The 18,131-nt window shown below is 59.0% G+C and carries 11 protein-coding genes; 9 read left to right on the top strand and 2 right to left on the bottom strand.

The annotated features are described in order from the left end of the window. Positions 1 to 283: 283 nt before the first annotated feature. The 7 genes from mgtA to H7698_RS19440 all read left to right on the top strand — a co-directional run bounded on the left by mgtA (position 284) and on the right by H7698_RS19440 (position 14,361). Complete coding sequence (gene mgtA, locus H7698_RS19470; protein ID WP_194692507.1) at positions 284 to 2,986, top strand: magnesium-translocating P-type ATPase; 2,703 nt, start codon at positions 284 to 286, stop codon at positions 2,984 to 2,986. Between the two features lie 1,284 nt (positions 2,987 to 4,270). Then, positions 4,271 to 4,897 carry a response regulator transcription factor gene (locus H7698_RS19465; RefSeq protein ID WP_194692506.1) on the top strand — a complete coding sequence of 209 codons (627 nt, stop codon included), beginning with the start codon at positions 4,271 to 4,273 and terminating at the stop codon, positions 4,895 to 4,897. 6 nt (positions 4,898 to 4,903) lie between these two features. Further along, positions 4,904 to 8,521 (top strand): transporter substrate-binding domain-containing protein, encoded by a 3,618-nt coding sequence (locus H7698_RS19460; protein ID WP_235992904.1) that lies wholly within the window; start codon positions 4,904 to 4,906, stop codon positions 8,519 to 8,521. Between the two features lie 132 nt (positions 8,522 to 8,653). Continuing rightward, positions 8,654 to 9,859 carry an EAL domain-containing response regulator gene (locus tag H7698_RS19455; protein WP_194692504.1) on the top strand — a complete coding sequence of 402 codons (1,206 nt, stop codon included), beginning with the start codon at positions 8,654 to 8,656 and terminating at the stop codon, positions 9,857 to 9,859. Positions 9,860 to 9,977: 118 nt separating this feature from the next. Continuing rightward, positions 9,978 to 10,391 carry a response regulator gene (locus H7698_RS19450; protein ID WP_194692503.1) on the top strand — a complete coding sequence of 138 codons (414 nt, stop codon included), beginning with the start codon at positions 9,978 to 9,980 and terminating at the stop codon, positions 10,389 to 10,391. 106 nt (positions 10,392 to 10,497) lie between these two features. Continuing rightward, positions 10,498 to 11,124, top strand: coding sequence for a response regulator transcription factor (locus tag H7698_RS19445; RefSeq protein WP_194692502.1), 627 nt, complete (start codon positions 10,498 to 10,500; stop codon positions 11,122 to 11,124). Beyond that, entirely contained in the window at positions 11,125 to 14,361 is a 3,237-nt protein-coding gene (locus H7698_RS19440; RefSeq protein ID WP_194692501.1) for a transporter substrate-binding domain-containing protein, read from the top strand. 3 nt (positions 14,362 to 14,364) lie between these two features. Here the strand turns inward: H7698_RS19440 and dkgB are convergent, their stop codons facing one another. Next, entirely contained in the window at positions 14,365 to 15,168 is an 804-nt protein-coding gene (gene dkgB / locus H7698_RS19435) for a 2,5-didehydrogluconate reductase DkgB (RefSeq protein ID WP_194692500.1), read from the bottom strand. 217 nt (positions 15,169 to 15,385) lie between these two features. Continuing rightward, the gene (locus H7698_RS19430; protein WP_194692499.1) at positions 15,386 to 16,294 is read right to left on the bottom strand and encodes a LysR family transcriptional regulator; all 909 of its coding nucleotides are present in this window, start codon (positions 16,292 to 16,294) and stop codon (positions 15,386 to 15,388) included. Positions 16,295 to 16,398: 104 nt separating this feature from the next. Between H7698_RS19430 and H7698_RS19425 the strand changes: the two genes are divergently transcribed. Then, positions 16,399 to 17,265 (top strand): pirin family protein, encoded by an 867-nt coding sequence (locus tag H7698_RS19425; protein WP_194692498.1) that lies wholly within the window; start codon positions 16,399 to 16,401, stop codon positions 17,263 to 17,265. Between the two features lie 127 nt (positions 17,266 to 17,392). Continuing rightward, entirely contained in the window at positions 17,393 to 18,019 is a 627-nt protein-coding gene (gene ycaC / locus H7698_RS19420) for an isochorismate family cysteine hydrolase YcaC (RefSeq protein ID WP_162440403.1), read from the top strand. The last annotated feature ends 112 nt before the right edge of the window (positions 18,020 to 18,131 follow it).

Genomic DNA, 18,131 nt, shown 5'->3' with positions numbered 1-18,131 from the left:
TTCAATCAATAGCGGAGACCCACAGTGGGTACTTGTTCGAGTGACAGACGTCGGCCGGTCCTGAAAACCGGCACATTCTCGGCAAGATAACGCGCAGCTTTTTTTTGTGCCGTTGTCTCGCCTTTACGCGAGCAGCGGCTTTCCGATCGCAGCCACTACCGGTGCGATTTTCGATGCCCTCTCTACGACGCTGAACCGTGCGTGATGGTCGACCCCCCGTCGTCATCGCGGCGTCTCGACACGCCTGCTCGAAGATTTCCCGGCTGACCCTGGGGGAACTGCCATGAACCTGACCCTGCTCAAAGAATTCTTCGTCGGATTCCTGCGCACTCGCCACATCGCCCGGCATTTTCGTCGACTGGCGCTGCTGGAAAACTTCACCGACACCACCGTCAGCCGCGCAGTGCCGCCGACGCTGGCACAAACTCTGATCAGCGCCGCTAACAGCGACGCTGGTCAACTGCTCAACAGTCTCGGCAGCCACACCCACGGGCTCAGTGACCTTGAAGCCGACGTCCTGCGCGAACGCTTCGGGCTCAATGAAGTCGAGCATGAGCAGCCGTTGTCTTGGTGGACTCACCTGTGGCACTGCTACAAAAATCCGTTCAACTTGCTGCTTACATTGTTGGCGGTCATTTCCTGGCTGACCGAAGACCTGAAAGCCGCGATCGTGATTTTCTCGATGGTGGTGCTCTCGACCTTGCTGCGCTTCTGGCAGGAAACCAAATCCAACCAGGCTGCGGACGCGCTCAAGGCGATGGTCAGCAACACGGCCACGGTGTTGCGCCGCGATGAACAGCGGATCGAATTGCCGATCAAGCAACTGGTGCCGGGGGACCTGATCGTGTTGTCGGCGGGCGACATGATTCCTGCCGATTGCCGGGTGCTCGGGGCCAAGGACCTGTTCGTCAGCCAGGCTGCGATGACCGGCGAATCGATGCCCGTGGAAAAATTTCCTCGGCAGCAGGACGACGATACCGACAACCCGCTGGACCTCGACAACATCCTGTTCATGGGCACCAACGTGGTGTCCGGCACCGCGACGGCGGTGGTGCTGACCACCGGCAACAGCACGTATTTCGGTGCGTTGGCACAACGGGTCGGCGCCACCGATCGCGCGCCCACCTCGTTTCAGACCGGGGTCAATAAAGTCAGCTGGTTGCTGATCCGCTTCATGTTCGTCATGGCGCCGCTGGTGCTATTCATCAACGGTTTCACCAAGGGCGACTGGACCGAAGCGTTGCTGTTCGCATTGTCGATTGCCGTCGGCCTGACCCCGGAAATGTTGCCGATGATCGTCACCTCGACGTTGGCGAAGGGCGCGGTATTTTTGTCGCGCAAAAAAGTCATCGTCAAACGCCTCGACGCGATCCAGAACTTCGGCGCGATGGACGTGCTGTGCACCGACAAGACGGGCACCCTGACTCAGGACCGGATTTTCCTGGCGCGCAACGTCGATGTCTGGGGCAACGACTCTGATGATGTGCTGGAAATGGCCTACCTCAACAGCTACTACCAGACCGGGCTGAAAAACCTGCTGGACGTAGCCGTGCTCGAACACGTCGACATTCACCGCGAACTGAAAGTCGGCACGGCGTTTCGCAAGGTCGACGAGATTCCCTTCGACTTCACCCGTCGGCGCATGTCGGTGGTGGTGGCCGAGCGTGATCATTCCCATCTGTTGATCTGCAAAGGCGCCGTGGAGGAGGTGCTGGCGGTGTGCTCGCGGGTGCGTCACGGTGTTATCGACGAAGCGTTGACCGAGGAACTGCTGACGCGGATTCGTCAGGTCACTGCAGCGTTCAACGCCGAAGGACTGCGGGTGGTGGCCGTGGCGGCGCGGCCGATGAGCGAGGGGCGCGATACGTACAGCCTGGCGGATGAACAGGCATTGACGCTGATTGGCTATGTGGCCTTTCTCGACCCGCCGAAGGAAAGCACCGCGCCCGCCCTGAAAGCCCTGGCCGCCCACGGCGTAGCGGTAAAAGTGTTGACCGGCGACAACGAGCTGGTGACGGCCAAGATCTGCCGCGAGGTGGGGCTGGAGCAACAAGGCCTGCTGATGGGCAATGACATTGAGCGCATGACCGACGCCGAGCTGGCGGTGGCAGTCGAGACAACCAACGTCTTCACCAAACTCACGCCCTCGCACAAGGAACGCATCGTTCGCCTGCTAAAAAGCAACGGGCATGTGGTGGGTTTCATGGGCGACGGCATCAATGACGCACCAGCCTTGCGCACGGCGGACATCGGTATTTCGGTGGACAGCGCCGTGGACATTGCCAAGGAAGCGGCTGACATTATCCTCCTCGAGAAAAGCCTGATGGTTTTGGAAGAGGGGGTTCTGGAAGGCCGTCGGACCTTCGCCAACATGCTCAAGTACATCAAAATGACCGCCAGCTCGAACTTCGGCAACGTGTTCTCGGTGTTGGTCGCGAGCGCGTTCATCCCGTTCCTCCCGATGTTGCCGATGCACCTCCTGGTGCAGAATCTGCTCTACGACATTTCGCAGATCGCCATTCCGTTCGATAACGTCGATGAAGAGATGCTCAAGCAACCCCAGCGTTGGCAGCCGGCTGATGTCGGGCGTTTCATGCTGTTCTTCGGCCCGATCAGTTCGATTTTCGACATCACCACCTTTGCGTTGATGTGGTACGTGTTCGATGCCAATACGCCAGATCACCAAACGTTGTTTCAGTCGGGCTGGTTTGTAGTCGGGTTGCTGACCCAGACGCTGATCGTACATATGATTCGTACGCCGAAGATCCCTTTCCTGCAAAGTCGCGCGGCGATGCCGTTGATGGTGATGACCGGGATTATCATGGCTGTCGGGATTTTTCTGCCGATGGGGCCGCTTGCGCATTACTTCAAATTGCAGGCGTTGCCGTCATTGTACTTTGTGTTTTTGCCGGTGATTTTGTTGGCTTATATGGGGCTGACGCAGGCGGTGAAGGGGTTTTATGTTCGGCGGTTTGGGTGGCAGTGAGGCTCGTGGTTTCTCCTGCTCCGTGGGCCCGCCGCGATCGGCCATCCCTGGCCGTGCGCGGCTAACCCGGCATCCTTGCCGGGTTACCCACTGCAGAGAACCTGCGCTCGGCCTGCCGAGGGGGCAAGAAGATCAAAATCAAAAGCCACAGCGAGGCGGCCTGACAGCCGACCTGACTTTCGCGGCTCACGCGTTCACCTGTGGGAGCTGAGCTTGCTCGCGATGACGGGCCACTGCCGACTCCTATCTCCCAGATATACCCGGATCAAACTGTAGGAGTGAGCCTGCTCGCGATCGCGGCGTGATCGGCGGGGAGTGTCTTGCTGGTGTACATATCCATTACTGCGCTTACGGCTGCTATTGGTTTCCGACTCTTCAGGCGTGGCCGCTTGTAGGAGCTGTCGAGTGCAACGAGGCTGCGATCTTTTAATCTTGCCGTTGCTTCGGCGGCGGTCCTCATGCGGATACGGATGTGAACAACGTTTCCTACGGTGGACTTGCAGGCGAAGAGTTTTCCCAATGAAATCGCGTCATCGTTTACGTCCATCGCGAGCAGGCTCACTCCTACAGTTTGATCCGGGTATATCCGGGAGATAGGAGTCGGCTGTGAGCCCGTCATCGCGAGCAAGCTCAGCTCCCACAGGGAAATGCGCAGGCCTCAAGTGTCAGGTCAGCTGTCAGGCCGCCTCGCTATGGCTATGGCTATGGCTATGGCTATGGCTATGGCTGTGGCTTTTGATTTTGATTTTGATCTTCTTGCCCCCTCGGAGCGAGGGAATGCCGAGCCCAGGCGAGGCACCGGACGAAAGGGGCAAGAGCGTTTGGTTACTTGGCGCTCTTCCAAGTGACTCGCTGTAAAAGCGAAACCATTAGCGGCCATGACCGCAGGTATGGATATGTACACCAGCAACAGTCTCACCGCCAATGAAGCAGCCATCGCGAGCAAGCCCGCTCCCACAGTTTGATCCGAGTAGATCAGGGAAATACTCATCGGCTGTCAGGGCGCCATCGCGAGCAGGCTCACTCCTACAGTTTGCTCTGGGGGCATCAGGGAAATACTCGTCGGCTGTCAGGGCGCCATCGCCGGCAAGCCAGCTCCCACAGTTTGATCCGGTTGCATCAGGGAAATACTCATCGACTGTCAGGGCGCCATCGCGAGCAAGCGTTGCTCTTGCAATTGATCTGAGGCCTCCCCACCCATCATCGCGTCACAGCCCAAGAACGCCACGCGCCGGCAAGAAGTCGCCCTTGCTACAATGCCCGCCATGTCTTGCAGAGGTTCCTATGGTCAAAGCGATGGTGGTAGACGATCACCCGTTCATTCGGGCATCGGTCAGGATGCTCCTGCAACAGGAAAACATCGAAGTTGTCGCCGAAGCGGACAATGGTGCCGATGCTGTGCAAATGGCGCGTGAACACACACCGGACTTGATCATGCTGGACATCGCCATGCCCAGGCTTGACGGGCTCGAAGTCATCAGCCGGATCATGACACTGAAAAAGCACACCAGGATCATCGTACTCACCTCGCAGCCGGCGATTTTCTACGCCATGCGCTGCATGAAAGCCGGAGCCGCCAGCTATGTCTCCAAAACCGATGACCTCAACGAACTGGTCAAGGCGATCAAGGCCGTGATGACCGGCTATACCTTTTTTCCCTACCTGCCAGCCAGTTCCGTGCGCAGCAGCGATGCCCGGGCCACGGATGTGGAACTGATCCAGAGCCTGTCCGACCGGGAGCTGATGATCTTGCAGCAACTGTCCAACGGCATGAGTAACAAGGAAATCAGCGAGGCCATGTTCCTGAGCACTAAAACCATCAGCACCTACAAGACGCGCCTGATCGAAAAACTCAACGTGAAGTCCGTGGTCTACCTCGCCGATTTTGCCAAACGCAACCAGTTGATCTGAATGCACATGACCTTTGGAAAATGGCTGGTCGTGCTTCTGCTGTCTGGCGCGTTGAACGCGGTGGCGAACGCGACCATGCCAGCGCAAACGTTGCAGGTACTGGGGCGGTCGCAGGTCGATGGTTACAGCGTGGTGCTCGACGAGGGCGACAGGGAGTGGTTGCGCGCCAAGGGCACGTTGCTGTTGGGCGCGTCGGCGCCGGATTATCCGCCGTTTGGCATCACGGGCACCGGGCGGGACTATGAAGGCCTGACCGCCGATTACGCCGCGTTGCTGGCCGGGTTACTGCAGGTACGCGTCGAGGTCCGTCGCTACGATTCGCGCGCTGATGTGGTTCGTGCAACCAAGCTCGGTGAAGTGGACTTGCTCGGCACGTCCAACGATTTCGAGGCGGCCGACCCTGAGCTGATGATGTCCAGCGCCTACGCCGACGACCAGCCGACGCTGGTGACCCGGACGGAGGACAACCAGACGCTGACACCTGACCTGGCTGGCAAGCAGGTGGCGATGCTGTATCACTACCTGCCGCCGGAAGCCGTCAAGGCGCACTTCCCCCATGCCCGTTTGCAACTGTACCCCTCGACCTTGAGCGCGATTGGCGCCGTGGCCTTCGGCACGGCCGATGTCTATCTGGGCGACTCCATCAGTGCCAACTACCTGATCAACAAAAACTACCTGAACAACGTCCAACTGGCGGGCTTTCTCGATACGCAGGTGCACGATTTCGCTTTCTCCATGCACCGGGACAACCAGCGTCTGCTGCGGATCGTCAATGCCGCCCTGGCGGTTATTCCGGCCAGTGAACACTTGACCATCCTGCGTCGCTGGAGCGCTGGCGGTGCGGACATGACTGGCCTCCATGCGTTGAAATTCAGTACCGCCGAACAGCGCTGGATGGACCAGCATCCGCGCATCAGAGTGGCCATCGATGAAAGTTTCCTGCCCCTGTCGTTCTACGGCCAGGATGGCAAGTTTCGCGGTCTCGGCGCCGATGTCCTGGCGAAGGTGGCGCTGCGCACCGGGTTGAAATTCGATATCCAGCGTCTGCACACGGTCCCTGAGCTGATCAAGCAGGTCGAGACTGGCCAGGCCGACGTGTTGATCAGCCTGACTCCCAGTGCCGAGCGCGAGAAATCGCTGCGGTTTACTCGCCCCTACCTCAGCACGCCCTATGTGTTGGTCACCCGCATGGGCACTGGCAGTCCCGCGACCCTGGACGAGATGAACGGCAAACGCCTGGCGGTGATTCGCGGCACACCGGTACGAAGCCTGTTGATGGAGCAGTATCCGGCGATCCAGTTGATCGATGCCGACAACGCCGAGCAGGCCATGACCATGGTCGCCAACGATAAGGCGGATGGAGCGGTCAATGCGCTGATCACCGCGCGCTACATGATTTCCCGGCAGTTTCGCGATCGGCTGCACGTCACCAGCACGGTCGGCACCGGTTCGGCCCGCATCGGTTTCGCCATGGCCCGCAATGCCCCTGAGCTGTACTCGATTCTCGACAAGACGCTGCTGAGCATTCCCCCGGAGGAGCTGGACGAGCTGTCCAATCGCTGGCGCAGCGAGGTGGTGGTCGATGACAGTTATTGGCTGCGTCACCGCGCAGCAATCATTCAGGGCTTTGCGTTGGCGGCCGTGTTGCTGTTGTTGGCGCTGGGCTGGATTGCTTACCTGCGACAGCTGATCGCCAAGCGTCGACAGGCAGAAGTCGCACTCAGCGATCAGCTGGAATTCATGCGCGTCCTGATCGACGGTACGCCCCATCCGATTTATGTGCGGGATCGTGAAGGTCGGTTGTTGATCTGCAATACGGGCTATCTGGAGGTGTTCGGGATCGAGCGGGATGTCGTCGTTGGCAAGACCGTTATCGAGGGCATGTTCAAAAGCGTGCAAGAGGCTGCGGTTTATCACGAGGACTATCTGCAGGTCATGAAGGACGGCCTGCCTCGGGTACAGGACCGCCAACTGACCTTGGGCGCAAACGTGCTGACCATCTACCACTGGATGCTGCCGTATCGCGCCAGCAATGGCGAAGTGAGCGGGTTGATCGGCGGCTGGATTGACATCAGTGAACGTCAGCGCCTGGTGCAGGCGCTGCATGAAGCCAAGGATGAGGCCGATGATGCCAATCGCGCGAAGACCACGTTCCTGGCGACCATGAGCCATGAAATCCGCACGCCGATGAATGCAGTGATCGGCATGCTTGAGCTGGCGATGAAAAAGGCTGACGAAGGTGTGACGGACCGCTTTGCAATTGAAGTCGCGTCTGGCGCGGCGCGGAGTTTGCTCGATCTGATTGGCGATATTCTTGACGTGTCGCGCATCGAGTCCGGCCATCTGTCCCTGACACCCGAGCGCGCCAACCTGGGTGAGCTGGTGACATCGGTGGCGCGTATTTTCGAAGGACTGGCGCGGCAAAAACAGTTGCGTCTGATACTTGAACTGGACCTCGGGGCCCATCGCGATGTACTGATCGATCCGCTGCGGTTCAAGCAGATTGTCTCCAACCTGTTAAGCAACGCCATCAAGTTTACCGAGCGAGGCGAGGTCCGGCTGCGGGTCAAGGTTCAAACCGGGGCGGACGCGCAGCGCCTGACCGTGTGCCTGCAAGTCGCCGACACCGGTATCGGCATTTCCGGCGACGATCAGCAACGCTTGTTCAGCCCGTTCACCCAGGCCAGCAACAATCCTCAATCGGCCCGCAGCGGCTCCGGACTGGGACTGGTCATCAGTCGCACGCTGTGCGAGATGATGGGTGGCCAATTGACCCTGTCGAGCGTGGTGGGGCAGGGTACGCAGGTCGACATTGTGCTCGACGTACCGATGCTGATGCCCTCGAATGAGCCCGCGACGGCGCCGGTCGAGCCCGCAACTTCCAGCCGTGCGCTGCACATCCTGGTGGTCGACGATTACCCGGCCAATCGGTTGGTGCTGTCCCAGCAATTGAGTTACCTCGGCCATCGGGTCAGGGACGCCGAAGACGGTGTCCAGGGATTGCGCGCCTGGCGCAGTGAATCCTTCGACGTGGTCATCACCGATTGCAACATGCCGATCATGAGCGGGTATGAGCTGACCCGGACAATCCGTGCCGAAGAAGTTGCACGCGGCCTGCCGCCGGGTTTGATTCTCGGCTTTACCGCCAATGCGCAACCCGAGGAAAAGCAGCGCTGCCAATTGGCGGGAATGGATGACTGCCTGTTCAAGCCAATCAGTCTGGAAGACCTCAGGGATCGGCTGGCCAGCCTGATCCCGATCAATACCGGTGCGTCCATCGGGACCGCGTCCTGCGAGCTGTCGGACGAAATCGACCTGAGTGGTCTTCATCAGCTGACCCGGGGTGACGATGCGTCGATCAAGCGCCTGCTGGATGACTTGTCTGCCAGCAACGACGAGGACATGGCGCGGTTGATGCGGCTATTCACCCAGCACGACGTGCCGGGTCTGGCGAATCTGGCCCATCGGGTCAAAGGCGGGGCGCGGATCATCAAGGCTCATGCCTTGATTGACGCCTGCGAATCCCTGGAGGCCGCTTGCGAAGGGGTGAACCCCGGGCAATTGACCGAAGCGGTTGACGCGTTGCATCAGGCGATGGACCGATTGGCCCAGCGCCTGGCGTGATCGCAAGGCATTTGAAGAATGTTCACTCCTGTAATTTGGGAAATTTCCTACACGATTTGGGATATTTCCTAAATAACGCCTTCGTTCATTTCCGGATAATCGTCGCTCCCTCCCAAGACGAGCCGAGATGTCATGACCCGCCTGCCCCTCCGTGTTCTGGTACTCGAAGACCATAGCTTTCAGCGCTCCGTGGCGGTGAACATGCTCAAGCAAGCTGGCTGTCGCGAGGTCTTCGAGGCCAGCGATGGAGTCCAGGCGCTGGCTGTTTTAAAGGACGTCGGCCCAGTGGACATTGCCCTGTGCGATCTGCAGATGGAGGGCATGGACGGTTTGGAGTTCTTTCGGCGGCTGGGGGCGTCGGGACAGGTCAAGTCGATCATCATCAGCAGTTCGCTGTCGGCAGACTTGCGCCGTGCCGTGCACCAGATCGTTTCCCTCCTGGGTTTGAAACTGCTCGGGGACGTTGGCAAACCCCTGCATCCGCACTTGTTGGAGCAGTTGCTGAACAAGCACCTGGGGAGCCCGATGGTCGAGCCAGTCCCGGTAAGTCTTGTGCAATCGGCCAGCGAAGAGGAGGTGTGCGCCGCGCTTGCGGAGGGTCAGATTCAGTCCTGGTACCAGCCAAAATTCAATCTGCACACGGGGCAGGTGTGTGGCGTTGAGGTGCTGAGTCGATGGTTGCATCCGGTTCGCGGTGTGCTGTCACCGGCAGTGTTTTTGCCGATTCTGGAGGGCCAGGGGCTGATGGATTCGCTGCTGTTTACCCAACTGGACCAGGCGCTGAGCCTTCAGAAAGAAGCGGCAAGTCGGGGCTTCTGTTTGAACATGGCCTTCAATCTTCAGGCCGCACAACTGGCCCGCAGCGAGCTGACCGCCAGCATTCGCGAGATTCTGGCCAGGCATTCGGCGTTTGGCTCCGGACTGACCTTCGAACTGACCGAGAGCGGTCTGCTGGCGGCGCCCGCTATCAGCATGGAAAATCTGGTACGGCTGCGCATGATGGGCTGTCGTTTGTCCATTGACGACTTCGGCGCCGGGTTTTCCTCGTTGCAACGGCTGTGTCAGCTGCCCTTCAGCGAGATCAAGCTCGATGCCGAGTTCGTCCGCACGCTGGACCTGGAACCCCGATGCCGGGCGGTCATCAGCAGCACCCTGGCCCTGGGGGAAACCCTGGGCATGTCGGTGGTGATCGAGGGCATCGAGACCGACGCGCAACGCCTGCAATTGATGTCGTTGGGATGCACCCAAGGACAAGGCTACTGGTACGCAAAGCCGATGAGTGGCGAAGCGTTGCTTGGATGGCTGCAGTTGCACGGCGAATCACCGATGCGTCGTTGATCTCCTACCTATGGCCGGATAAATGGAGGGGCCATTTAGGAAAAATCCTACATCAAGGACTTGCGCTCATGCGTAGCCTTGCGCCATCTCGAATCTGACACCCTGCTGGGGGCCCACGTTGTCCAACAAAGCCTTACGTATCCTGATTGCCGACGCGCAGCATTTTCAGCGGATGAGAATCGAGCGGCTGTTAAATCAACTCAATTACTACTGCATCGCGCCGGTGCATGACCTCGAGGAATTGCTGACGCTGATCGAATACGGCTGCGAGCCTTTCGATCTGGTCGTGATCAATGCCTCACTGGCCAATGGCGCGCTGAATCTGCTCGATTTCTTCCGCGACAACCCTCAGGTTCGTCACGCCTTCATCTATGACGGCCAGCATGCGGCATTGCCGCCGATCCCGGCGCGCGATCAACAAAAAATCCAGGTTAGCCTGGCGGTATTGCCTGATCTTTCGTCGATCCAGCGATGCATGGCACTCGTAGATCCACGCTTACCGTCCGTCGGAACTGTCATTTCTGTCAGGTAGTTTCGTTGCCTTGCACATGCCAGAATTTTCGCGCAGCTGTTGCGTTGATCCGGGACCTGCTTCGTGGACATTCATTGCACATCGTCATTTATTACAGGGAGACGCCATGAAGTCAGTGCTGATTGTGGACGATCATCCGGTGGTTCGCGCCGCAGTCAAACTTGTGCTTCGCCAGGAGGGCTTTCAAAGCATCCACGAGGCAAGCAGCGGTAACGAAGTCATGCCGATGATCCGTGAACACCAACCGGAGCTGGTGGTGCTGGATCTTTCAATGCCTTCGCTCGATGGTCTGGAAGTACTGCGGCGCATCCATGACGGTGCGGAGCGATGCCGGGTGCTGGTCTTTACGTCCCAGGAACCGGCGTTTTTTCAGGACCGCTGCATTCGCGCCGGTGCTTCGGCGTACGTTGCCAAGTCAAACGACTTGCAGCATTTGCACAAAGCCGTGCACGCGGTGATGGCCGGCTACAGCTATTTCGCCCAGTTGCCGTCCAATACGGTGGCGTTGAGCGCGTTGCAACGCAGTGAAAAGGAGCGCATCGATCAGCTCTCGGATCGTGAGATGACGATTTTCCTGCACCTGGCCCGAGGGATTACCAACAAGGCGATTGCCGAGGCAATGCACCTGAGCCACAAGACCGTCAGCACCTACAAAACGCGTTTGATTGAAAAACTCAATGTGGATTCGCTGGTCCACCTGAGGGATTTCGCCCAGCGCAATCATCTGATCTGAATGAAGACCTTCCTGAGCCGCTGCCTGACCGCGTTACTGCTGCTGGGCCAGTGCCTCTGGATCACGGTCGCCCAGGCGCAGCCACAAGCACTGACCTTGCTGTGCCGATCAAGCGTCGCTGGCTATAGTGCGATGCTGTTGGCAAGAGATGCTCAATGGCTGGGAAAAAAAGGCCGTCTGGTGCTCGCCGTTTCGGCGCCGGATTACCCGCCTTTCGATATCACCACCACCGGTACGGCATTCGAGGGCCTGACGGCAGACTATGCCGGGTTGCTCAAGCAACTGTTGAACGTGGAGATCGAGGTTCAACGTTACCCTTCCCGCGAAGAAGCGCTGGCCGCCATCAAGCAAGGCACGGCGGACTTGCTGGGAACATCCAATCGTTTTGAAGCCCAGGACCCGCAGTTACTGATGTCCAGTGCCTATGCCGTCGATCAACCGGTACTGGTGACGCAGGCCGGTTCGTCGCAGCCGCTGGACCCTGAACTGGCCGGCAAACGGCTGGCGATGCTCTATCACTATTTGCCGCGGCAGGAGGTAGAGTCTTTCTATCCACAAGCGCGGGTCGAGTTATTCCCTTCGACGTTGGGAGGCGTGGGGGCCGTGGCGTTTCGTCAGGCAGATGTGTATCTGGGCGATGCCATCAGTACCCATTATCTGATCAGCAAAAACTACATCAACAATGTACAACTGGCGGATTTTTCGCGGATGGAGTCCGGTCGTTTTGCGTTTGCGATGAGCAGCGATAACGGGCAATTACAGCGCATCGTCAATCGGGCGCTGGCGGTGATTCCGATTGATGAGCGCTTGAATATCCTGCGTCGCTGGGGCGCTGGCGGACCGAGCATTGCGGGAAATCTACCGCTCAATTTCAGCGTGGCGGAACAGCGCTGGCTCGATGAACATCCGCGCTTGAACGTAGCGATCAACGAAAACATCATGCCGATATCCTTCATCGACGGCGAAGGAACGTTCCGGGGTATCAGTGCGGATGTACTCGCAAAAATCAGTGTTCGCACCGGGCTCAAGTTCGACGTCAAGCCCTTGAAGTCGGTGGTCGAAATGATCGACCAGATCAAGTCCGGACAGGTCGACCTGATTGCGGGCATGAGCCCCAGCACTGAGCGCGAAGCCGATCTGCTGTTCACCCGGCCTTTCCTGACCAGCCCCAACGTGCTGGTCGTTCGAGCAGCCCCTCAGAGCCCCTCGACCCTGGACGAAATGGCTGGAAAAACCCTGGCCGTGACCCAAGGCAATAGTACGGCGCAATACCTTCGCCAGCATCACCCGCAGATCAAGCTGATCGCCGCGCCGTTGACGGCACAGGCCATGGAAATGGTCGACCGGGGCGAGGCGCAGGGAGCCATCAATTCGTTGATCGGCGCTCGCTACATGATTCCCCGCCAGTTCCAGGGACGTCTGAAAGTCACCAGCACCGTGGGCACAGACCCGGCCCGTAGCACCCTGGCGACAGGTCTGGGTTCACCGGAGCTGCATTCGATACTCGACAAGGCACTGCTGAGTATTTCACCCGAAGAAATCGATGAAATGACCCAATACTGGCGCAACGACCTGATGGTCGAACCCAGCTATTGGCTGCGGCATCGACAAGACATTCTCCGGGCCTTTGCCGCCGCCGGGGCGCTGTTGTTGCTTGCCCTGGCGTGGATCGTCTGGCAGCGTCGCCAGATCCGTCAGCGCCAGGTGCTGCTGCAGCAATTGCAGGAAGCCAAGGACGCCGCCGACGATGCCAATCGCGCGAAAACAACCTTTCTGGCGACCATGAGCCATGAAATCCGCACGCCGATGAACGCCATGATCGGCATGCTCGAACTGGCGCTCAAGCAGGCTGAGCAGGGCATTCCAGACCACTCGGCGATCGAGGTGGCTTCCAGTTCGGCACAGCAACTTCTGGCGCTGATCGGCGACATCCTGGACATCGCGCGCATCGAGTCCGGGCATCTGTCGCTGGCACCCGAGCGGGCGAATCTGCGCAAGTTGGTGGAGTCGGTCTGCCGGATTTTCGAAGGGTTGGCACGCCAGAAAAATCTCTATTGGCGCGTGGACCTGGATGCACAAAGCGATTGCGATGTGATGATCGATCCCACGCGGTTCAAGCAGGTGCTGTCCAATCTGCTGAGCAACGCCGTGAAGTTCACCGAGGTCGGGGAAGTCAGCCTGACGTTGCGGGTTGAGCCGAAACGGGCCAGTCATCTGGCGGTGAGTGTGCTGATAAACGACAACGGTATTGGCATCAGCGAGTTCGATCAGAAGCGTCTGTTCAGTCCGTTCGTACAGGCCGGCAATAACCCGCAGTCGGGGCGTCAGGGTTCCGGGTTGGGGCTGGTGATCAGCCGTACCTTGTGCGAGATGATGGGCGGGCGATTGCAGCTCGACAGCGCCCTGGGGCAGGGCACGAAGATCGACGTTCAGCTTGATCTGATGGTATTGCCACCGTTGTCGTCAAGTGAGGTCGACGTGGCTGACGTTGCCCCGTTAAACGTGCGCTCGCTGACGATTCTGGTGGTCGACGATTACCCGGCCAATCGCCTGCTGCTTTCGCGGCAATTAAGCTTTCTGGGGCATCACGTGCGGGTGGCCGAGGATGGCGCACAAGGATTACTGCAATGGCGTGAACACGAATTCGATGTGCTGATTACTGACTGCAACATGCCGGTGCTCAGTGGTTACGAACTGGCAGGGGCGATACGTGATGAAGAGCGTGCCAATGGTTTGCAGCCCACCCTGATTCTTGGGTTCACCGCCAATGCGCAGCCCGAGGAAAAGGTGCGTTGTCTGGAAGCCGGTATGGATGACTGCCTGTTCAAGCCCATTCGGTTGGCAGACTTGAACCAATGGCTGGCATTGAAGTTCAGTGCAGCGGTTGCCGACAGCGACGCGCCCGCCAATACAGAAATCGACTTGAGTGGACTGGAGCAGTTTGTGGGGGCGGACCGCGAGTTGATCGATCAGTTGCTGCGCGATGTGGCCGTGACCAATCGCAGCGATCGGGCAGAACTGCTCCAGGCCCATGCCCGTGGCGATCATCACGCCTTGAAAGTGCTGTCGCACCGGATCAAGGGCGGGGCGTTGATGGTCCGGGCGGGCAGTCTGGTGGAGTGTTGCGAACGTCTTGAACGAGCCTGCGGCGAGGGCGACAAGGCACTGATCGACGCATCCGTCGATCAGTTGCAACAGGCCATGGCGCGACTGGAGCTTAGCCTTGAGCAGGATTGACGCTTAGTCCCACTGCGGCGCAATGCCCTTGGGACTGGTCAGCCGGTGACCACGATCCAGACCGGCAATCAAGGCCATGTCGGTGTCGCTCAGGGTCAGGTTGCAGGTCTTCAGGTTGCTTTCCAGGTTGGCGCGCTGAGTCGACGAGGGAATGACCGCGTAACCCAGCTGCATCGCCCAGGCCAGGGTGACTTGTGCCGGCGTGGCCTGCAGGCGTTCGGCGATCTGCTGGATCACCGGGTCCTTGAGCACTTCCCCGTAGGCCAGGGTCATGTACGAAGTAATCCCGATCCCCTGACTTTTCGCGAACCCGGCAACGGCGCGGTTTTGCAGGTATGGGTGGAGTTCGATCTGGTTGGTGGCGATGTGTTCGGCACCGATTGCGGCAATGGCCTGTTTCATCAGGTCGACGGTGAAGTTGGAAACGCCGATCTGTCGGGTGAGGCCAAGGTGTTTGGCTTCCAGCAAAGCGCTCATGAATTCTTCCACAGGCACCTGATCTTCAGGCGACGGCCAATGGATCAGAGTCAGGTCCAGATAGTCGGTCTGCAGTTTGCTCAGGCTCTCTTTGAGGCTGTCGATCAGACGGTCTTTGGCAAAGTTTGCGACCCAGATCTTGCTGGTAATGAACAGCTCGTCACGGGCAATGCCGCTGGCCGCGATGGCCTCGCCGACTTCGGCTTCATTTTCGTAGATTTGCGCAGTATCGATTGCCCGATAACCCAGTTCCAGACCAGTGCTCACAGAGTTGATGACCACCTGACCTTGCAGGCGAAACGTACCAAGACCGAATGCGGGAATAGACATCAAATGACTCCAGGGTTGCAGTGGGTATGGGCATCAGTATCCGCGTGTGCATCCCTGGGAAAAACCGCTGGTGGGACAAAGCAGTGTTGACTGCAAGTCATGAATCCCAAAACAAGCTGTGAAAAAAGCAGCGTAGGTACGGTGTAGGAACTGACGAGTGAAACGAGGCTGCGATCTTTTGATCTTCAACAACTACCCACCCAGTCCGAAACAACATCTAGGCAATGTCGGCGTGACTGAATTCCTCACCCAAAAAGTCGATCAACGCTCGCACCGAGGGCAACAGTCCGCGACGTGAGGGGAAGATCGCATGGACGATTCCGCATTTCGGCGCCCATCCCGGCACCAACTCCACCAATCGGCCGGCGGCGATGTCCTCACGCACCACCACGGTCGGCAGATGCGCGATGCCGATCCCCTCAAGCACCGCGTGGCGCAGGGCCAACAGGTCATCGGTCACCATGCGCGGCGAATGACGGATCACCGCGCTGGCGCCGTCTGCACCCAAAAGCTCCCACTGATATTCCCGTTGCGCCGCGCCCCAATGCAGGCTGGGCAGACCGCTGAGGTCGGCCGGGGAGGCTGGCGTCGACAGGCGTTCGACAAACGCCGGGCTACCCACCAGGCATTGGGTGCTGTTGGCCAGCACCTTCATGACCATGTCGGTGTTTTCCAGCGGCGGAAAACGCACACGCAGGGCGATGTCGAACCCTTCATGAATCAGGTCGACCCGGCGGTTGGTGCTCTCGATGAACAACTCCACCAGCGGGTACTTGAGCATGTACCGGCTCAGCATCGGTCCGACCCAGGAATTGAGCAGCGCAGTCGGGCAGCTGATGCGCACCAGGCCTTGGGGTTCGGAGCGATTGCGCTCGATCAGTTCCGCGGCGCTTTCCGCTTCGACCCGCATGGCCAGGCAACGCTGGTAATAGGCCTGGCCGATCTCGGTCAGCGAACACTGGCGGCTGGTGCGATGGAGCAGGCGTACGCCCAGGCGTTCCTCCAGCTCGGCAATGCGTCGGCTGAGCTTGGATTTGGGCATGTCCAGCGCGCGTCCGGCCGCGGCGAAACCACCGTGTTCGACCACCTGGGTGAAGTAATAGAGGGTGTTGAGGTCTTCCACCATCGTTCTCCAAATAGAACGCTATGAGTGATTTTTGCAGTCTAGCGCATCAAAGGGTTCAGTTTTAAGCTTTGTCCATCGCTTCAAACCCCATTTTCGGAGGCACCATGAAAAACATCATTGGTATCTACACCAGTCCACGCAGCCACTGGGTTGGCGACGGCTTTCCGGTTCGGACGCTGTTTTCCTACGACAACCTGGGCAAACACATCAGCCCGTTTCTGCTGCTCGATCACGCCGGTCCTGCTGAATTCACTCCGACCACGGCACGTCGCGGCGTTGGTGAGCATCCGCACCGCGGGTTCGAAACAGTGACTATCGTTTACAAGGGCGAAGTGGAGCACCGCGACTCCACCGGCAGCGGCGGCAAGATTGGTCCGGGTGACGTGCAATGGATGACTGCAGCCTCGGGAATCCTGCACGAAGAGTTTCACTCTGAAGCCTTCGCCAAAAGCGGCGGCACCCTGGAAATGGTGCAGCTGTGGGTCAACCTCCCGGCCAAGGACAAAATGACCGACGCCGGTTACCAGACGATTCTCGACGGTGACATCCCGAGCATCCCGCTCAAGGACAACGCCGGCAGCCTGCGCTTGATCGCCGGCGAATTCGACGGTCACACCGGTCCTTCGCGTACGTTCACCCCGATTGACGTCTGGGACCTGCGACTCAACGGCGGCAAGCTGTTGACGCTGGATCTGCACGAAGGCCGTAACACTGCGCTCGTAGTCTTGCGTGGCACGGTGCAGGTCAACGGCCTGGAACTGGTCCGCGAAGGGCAACTGGCGTTGTTCGAACGTAATGGCCATCAGCTCACCCTGGAAGCCAACAACGACGCCATGGTGTTGCTGCTCAGCGGCGAGCCGATCGACGAACCGATCGTCGGCCACGGCCCGTTCGTGATGAACAGCGAGCAAGAGATCCAGCAGGCGTTCACCGACTTTCAGTCGGGTCGTTTTGGCCGGATGAGCGGTTGAATGGATTGCAGTAACGCAGTGGTGTACCGGGCCTGGATAACTACGCTTGTCAGGCCCCGATTAAACGAGAAAACGAAAACCTTACCGCCGGCCTGGTCGGCATCGATAAAATAGCGAGGATTACCCCATGACTACTTCTTACAAACGTCTCGACAAGGATAACGCCGCCGTTCTGTTGGTAGATCACCAGGCGGGCCTGCTGTCGCTGGTGCGCGACATCGAACCGGATCGTTTCAAGAACAACGTGCTGGCGTTGGCCGATCTGGCCAAGTACTTCAAGCTGCCAACCATCCTGACCACCAGCTTCGAAACCGGCCCGAACGGCCCGCTGGTGCCTGAGCTCAAGGCCCTGTTTCCCGATGCGCCGTACATTGCCCGTCCTGGCCAGATCAACGCCTGGGATAACGAAGATTTCGTCAAGGCCATCAAGGCCACCGGCAAGAAACAGCTGATCATCGCGGGCGTCGTGACAGAAGTCTGCGTGGCCTTCCCGGCACTGTCGGCCCTGGCTGAAGGTTTCGATGTGTTCGTGGTGACCGATGCCTCCGGCACGTTCAACGAATTGACCCGTCAATCCGCCTGGGACCGCATGTCGTCTTCTGGCGCACAGTTGATGACCTGGTTCGGCCTGGCTTGTGAACTGCATCGCGACTGGCGCAACGATGTGGAAGGCCTGGGTACTCTGTTCTCCAACCACATCCCGGACTACCGCAACCTGTTCACCAGCTACAACGCGCTGACTGAAGGCAAGTAATTCAGGCTGATGCAGTGACCCTGTGGGAGCGAGCCTGCTCGCGATGGCTGGATAACATTCAACGGCTATGTTGACTGTTACACCGCTATCGCGAGCAGGCTCGCTCCCACAG

The organism is Pseudomonas sp. p50(2008), from assembly GCF_015351605.1.
Lineage (GTDB): Bacteria > Pseudomonadota > Gammaproteobacteria > Pseudomonadales > Pseudomonadaceae > Aquipseudomonas.
This window is presented reverse-complemented; position numbering and strand designations above follow the sequence as displayed.

Coding starts and splice junctions, on each gene's coding strand:
- H7698_RS19460 (WP_235992904.1), top strand. CDS start 4,904: ATGACCTTTGGAAAATGGCTGGTCGTGCTTCTGCTGTCTGGCGCGTTG.
- H7698_RS19465 (WP_194692506.1), top strand. CDS start 4,271: ATGGTCAAAGCGATGGTGGTAGACGATCACCCGTTCATTCGGGCATCG.
- mgtA (WP_194692507.1), top strand. CDS start 284: ATGAACCTGACCCTGCTCAAAGAATTCTTCGTCGGATTCCTGCGCACT.
- H7698_RS19440 (WP_194692501.1), top strand. CDS start 11,125: ATGAAGACCTTCCTGAGCCGCTGCCTGACCGCGTTACTGCTGCTGGGC.
- H7698_RS19425 (WP_194692498.1), top strand. CDS start 16,399: ATGAAAAACATCATTGGTATCTACACCAGTCCACGCAGCCACTGGGTT.
- dkgB (WP_194692500.1), bottom strand. CDS start 15,168: ATGTCTATTCCCGCATTCGGTCTTGGTACGTTTCGCCTGCAAGGTCAG.
- H7698_RS19455 (WP_194692504.1), top strand. CDS start 8,654: ATGACCCGCCTGCCCCTCCGTGTTCTGGTACTCGAAGACCATAGCTTT.
- ycaC (WP_162440403.1), top strand. CDS start 17,393: ATGACTACTTCTTACAAACGTCTCGACAAGGATAACGCCGCCGTTCTG.
- H7698_RS19430 (WP_194692499.1), bottom strand. CDS start 16,294: ATGGTGGAAGACCTCAACACCCTCTATTACTTCACCCAGGTGGTCGAA.
- H7698_RS19445 (WP_194692502.1), top strand. CDS start 10,498: ATGAAGTCAGTGCTGATTGTGGACGATCATCCGGTGGTTCGCGCCGCA.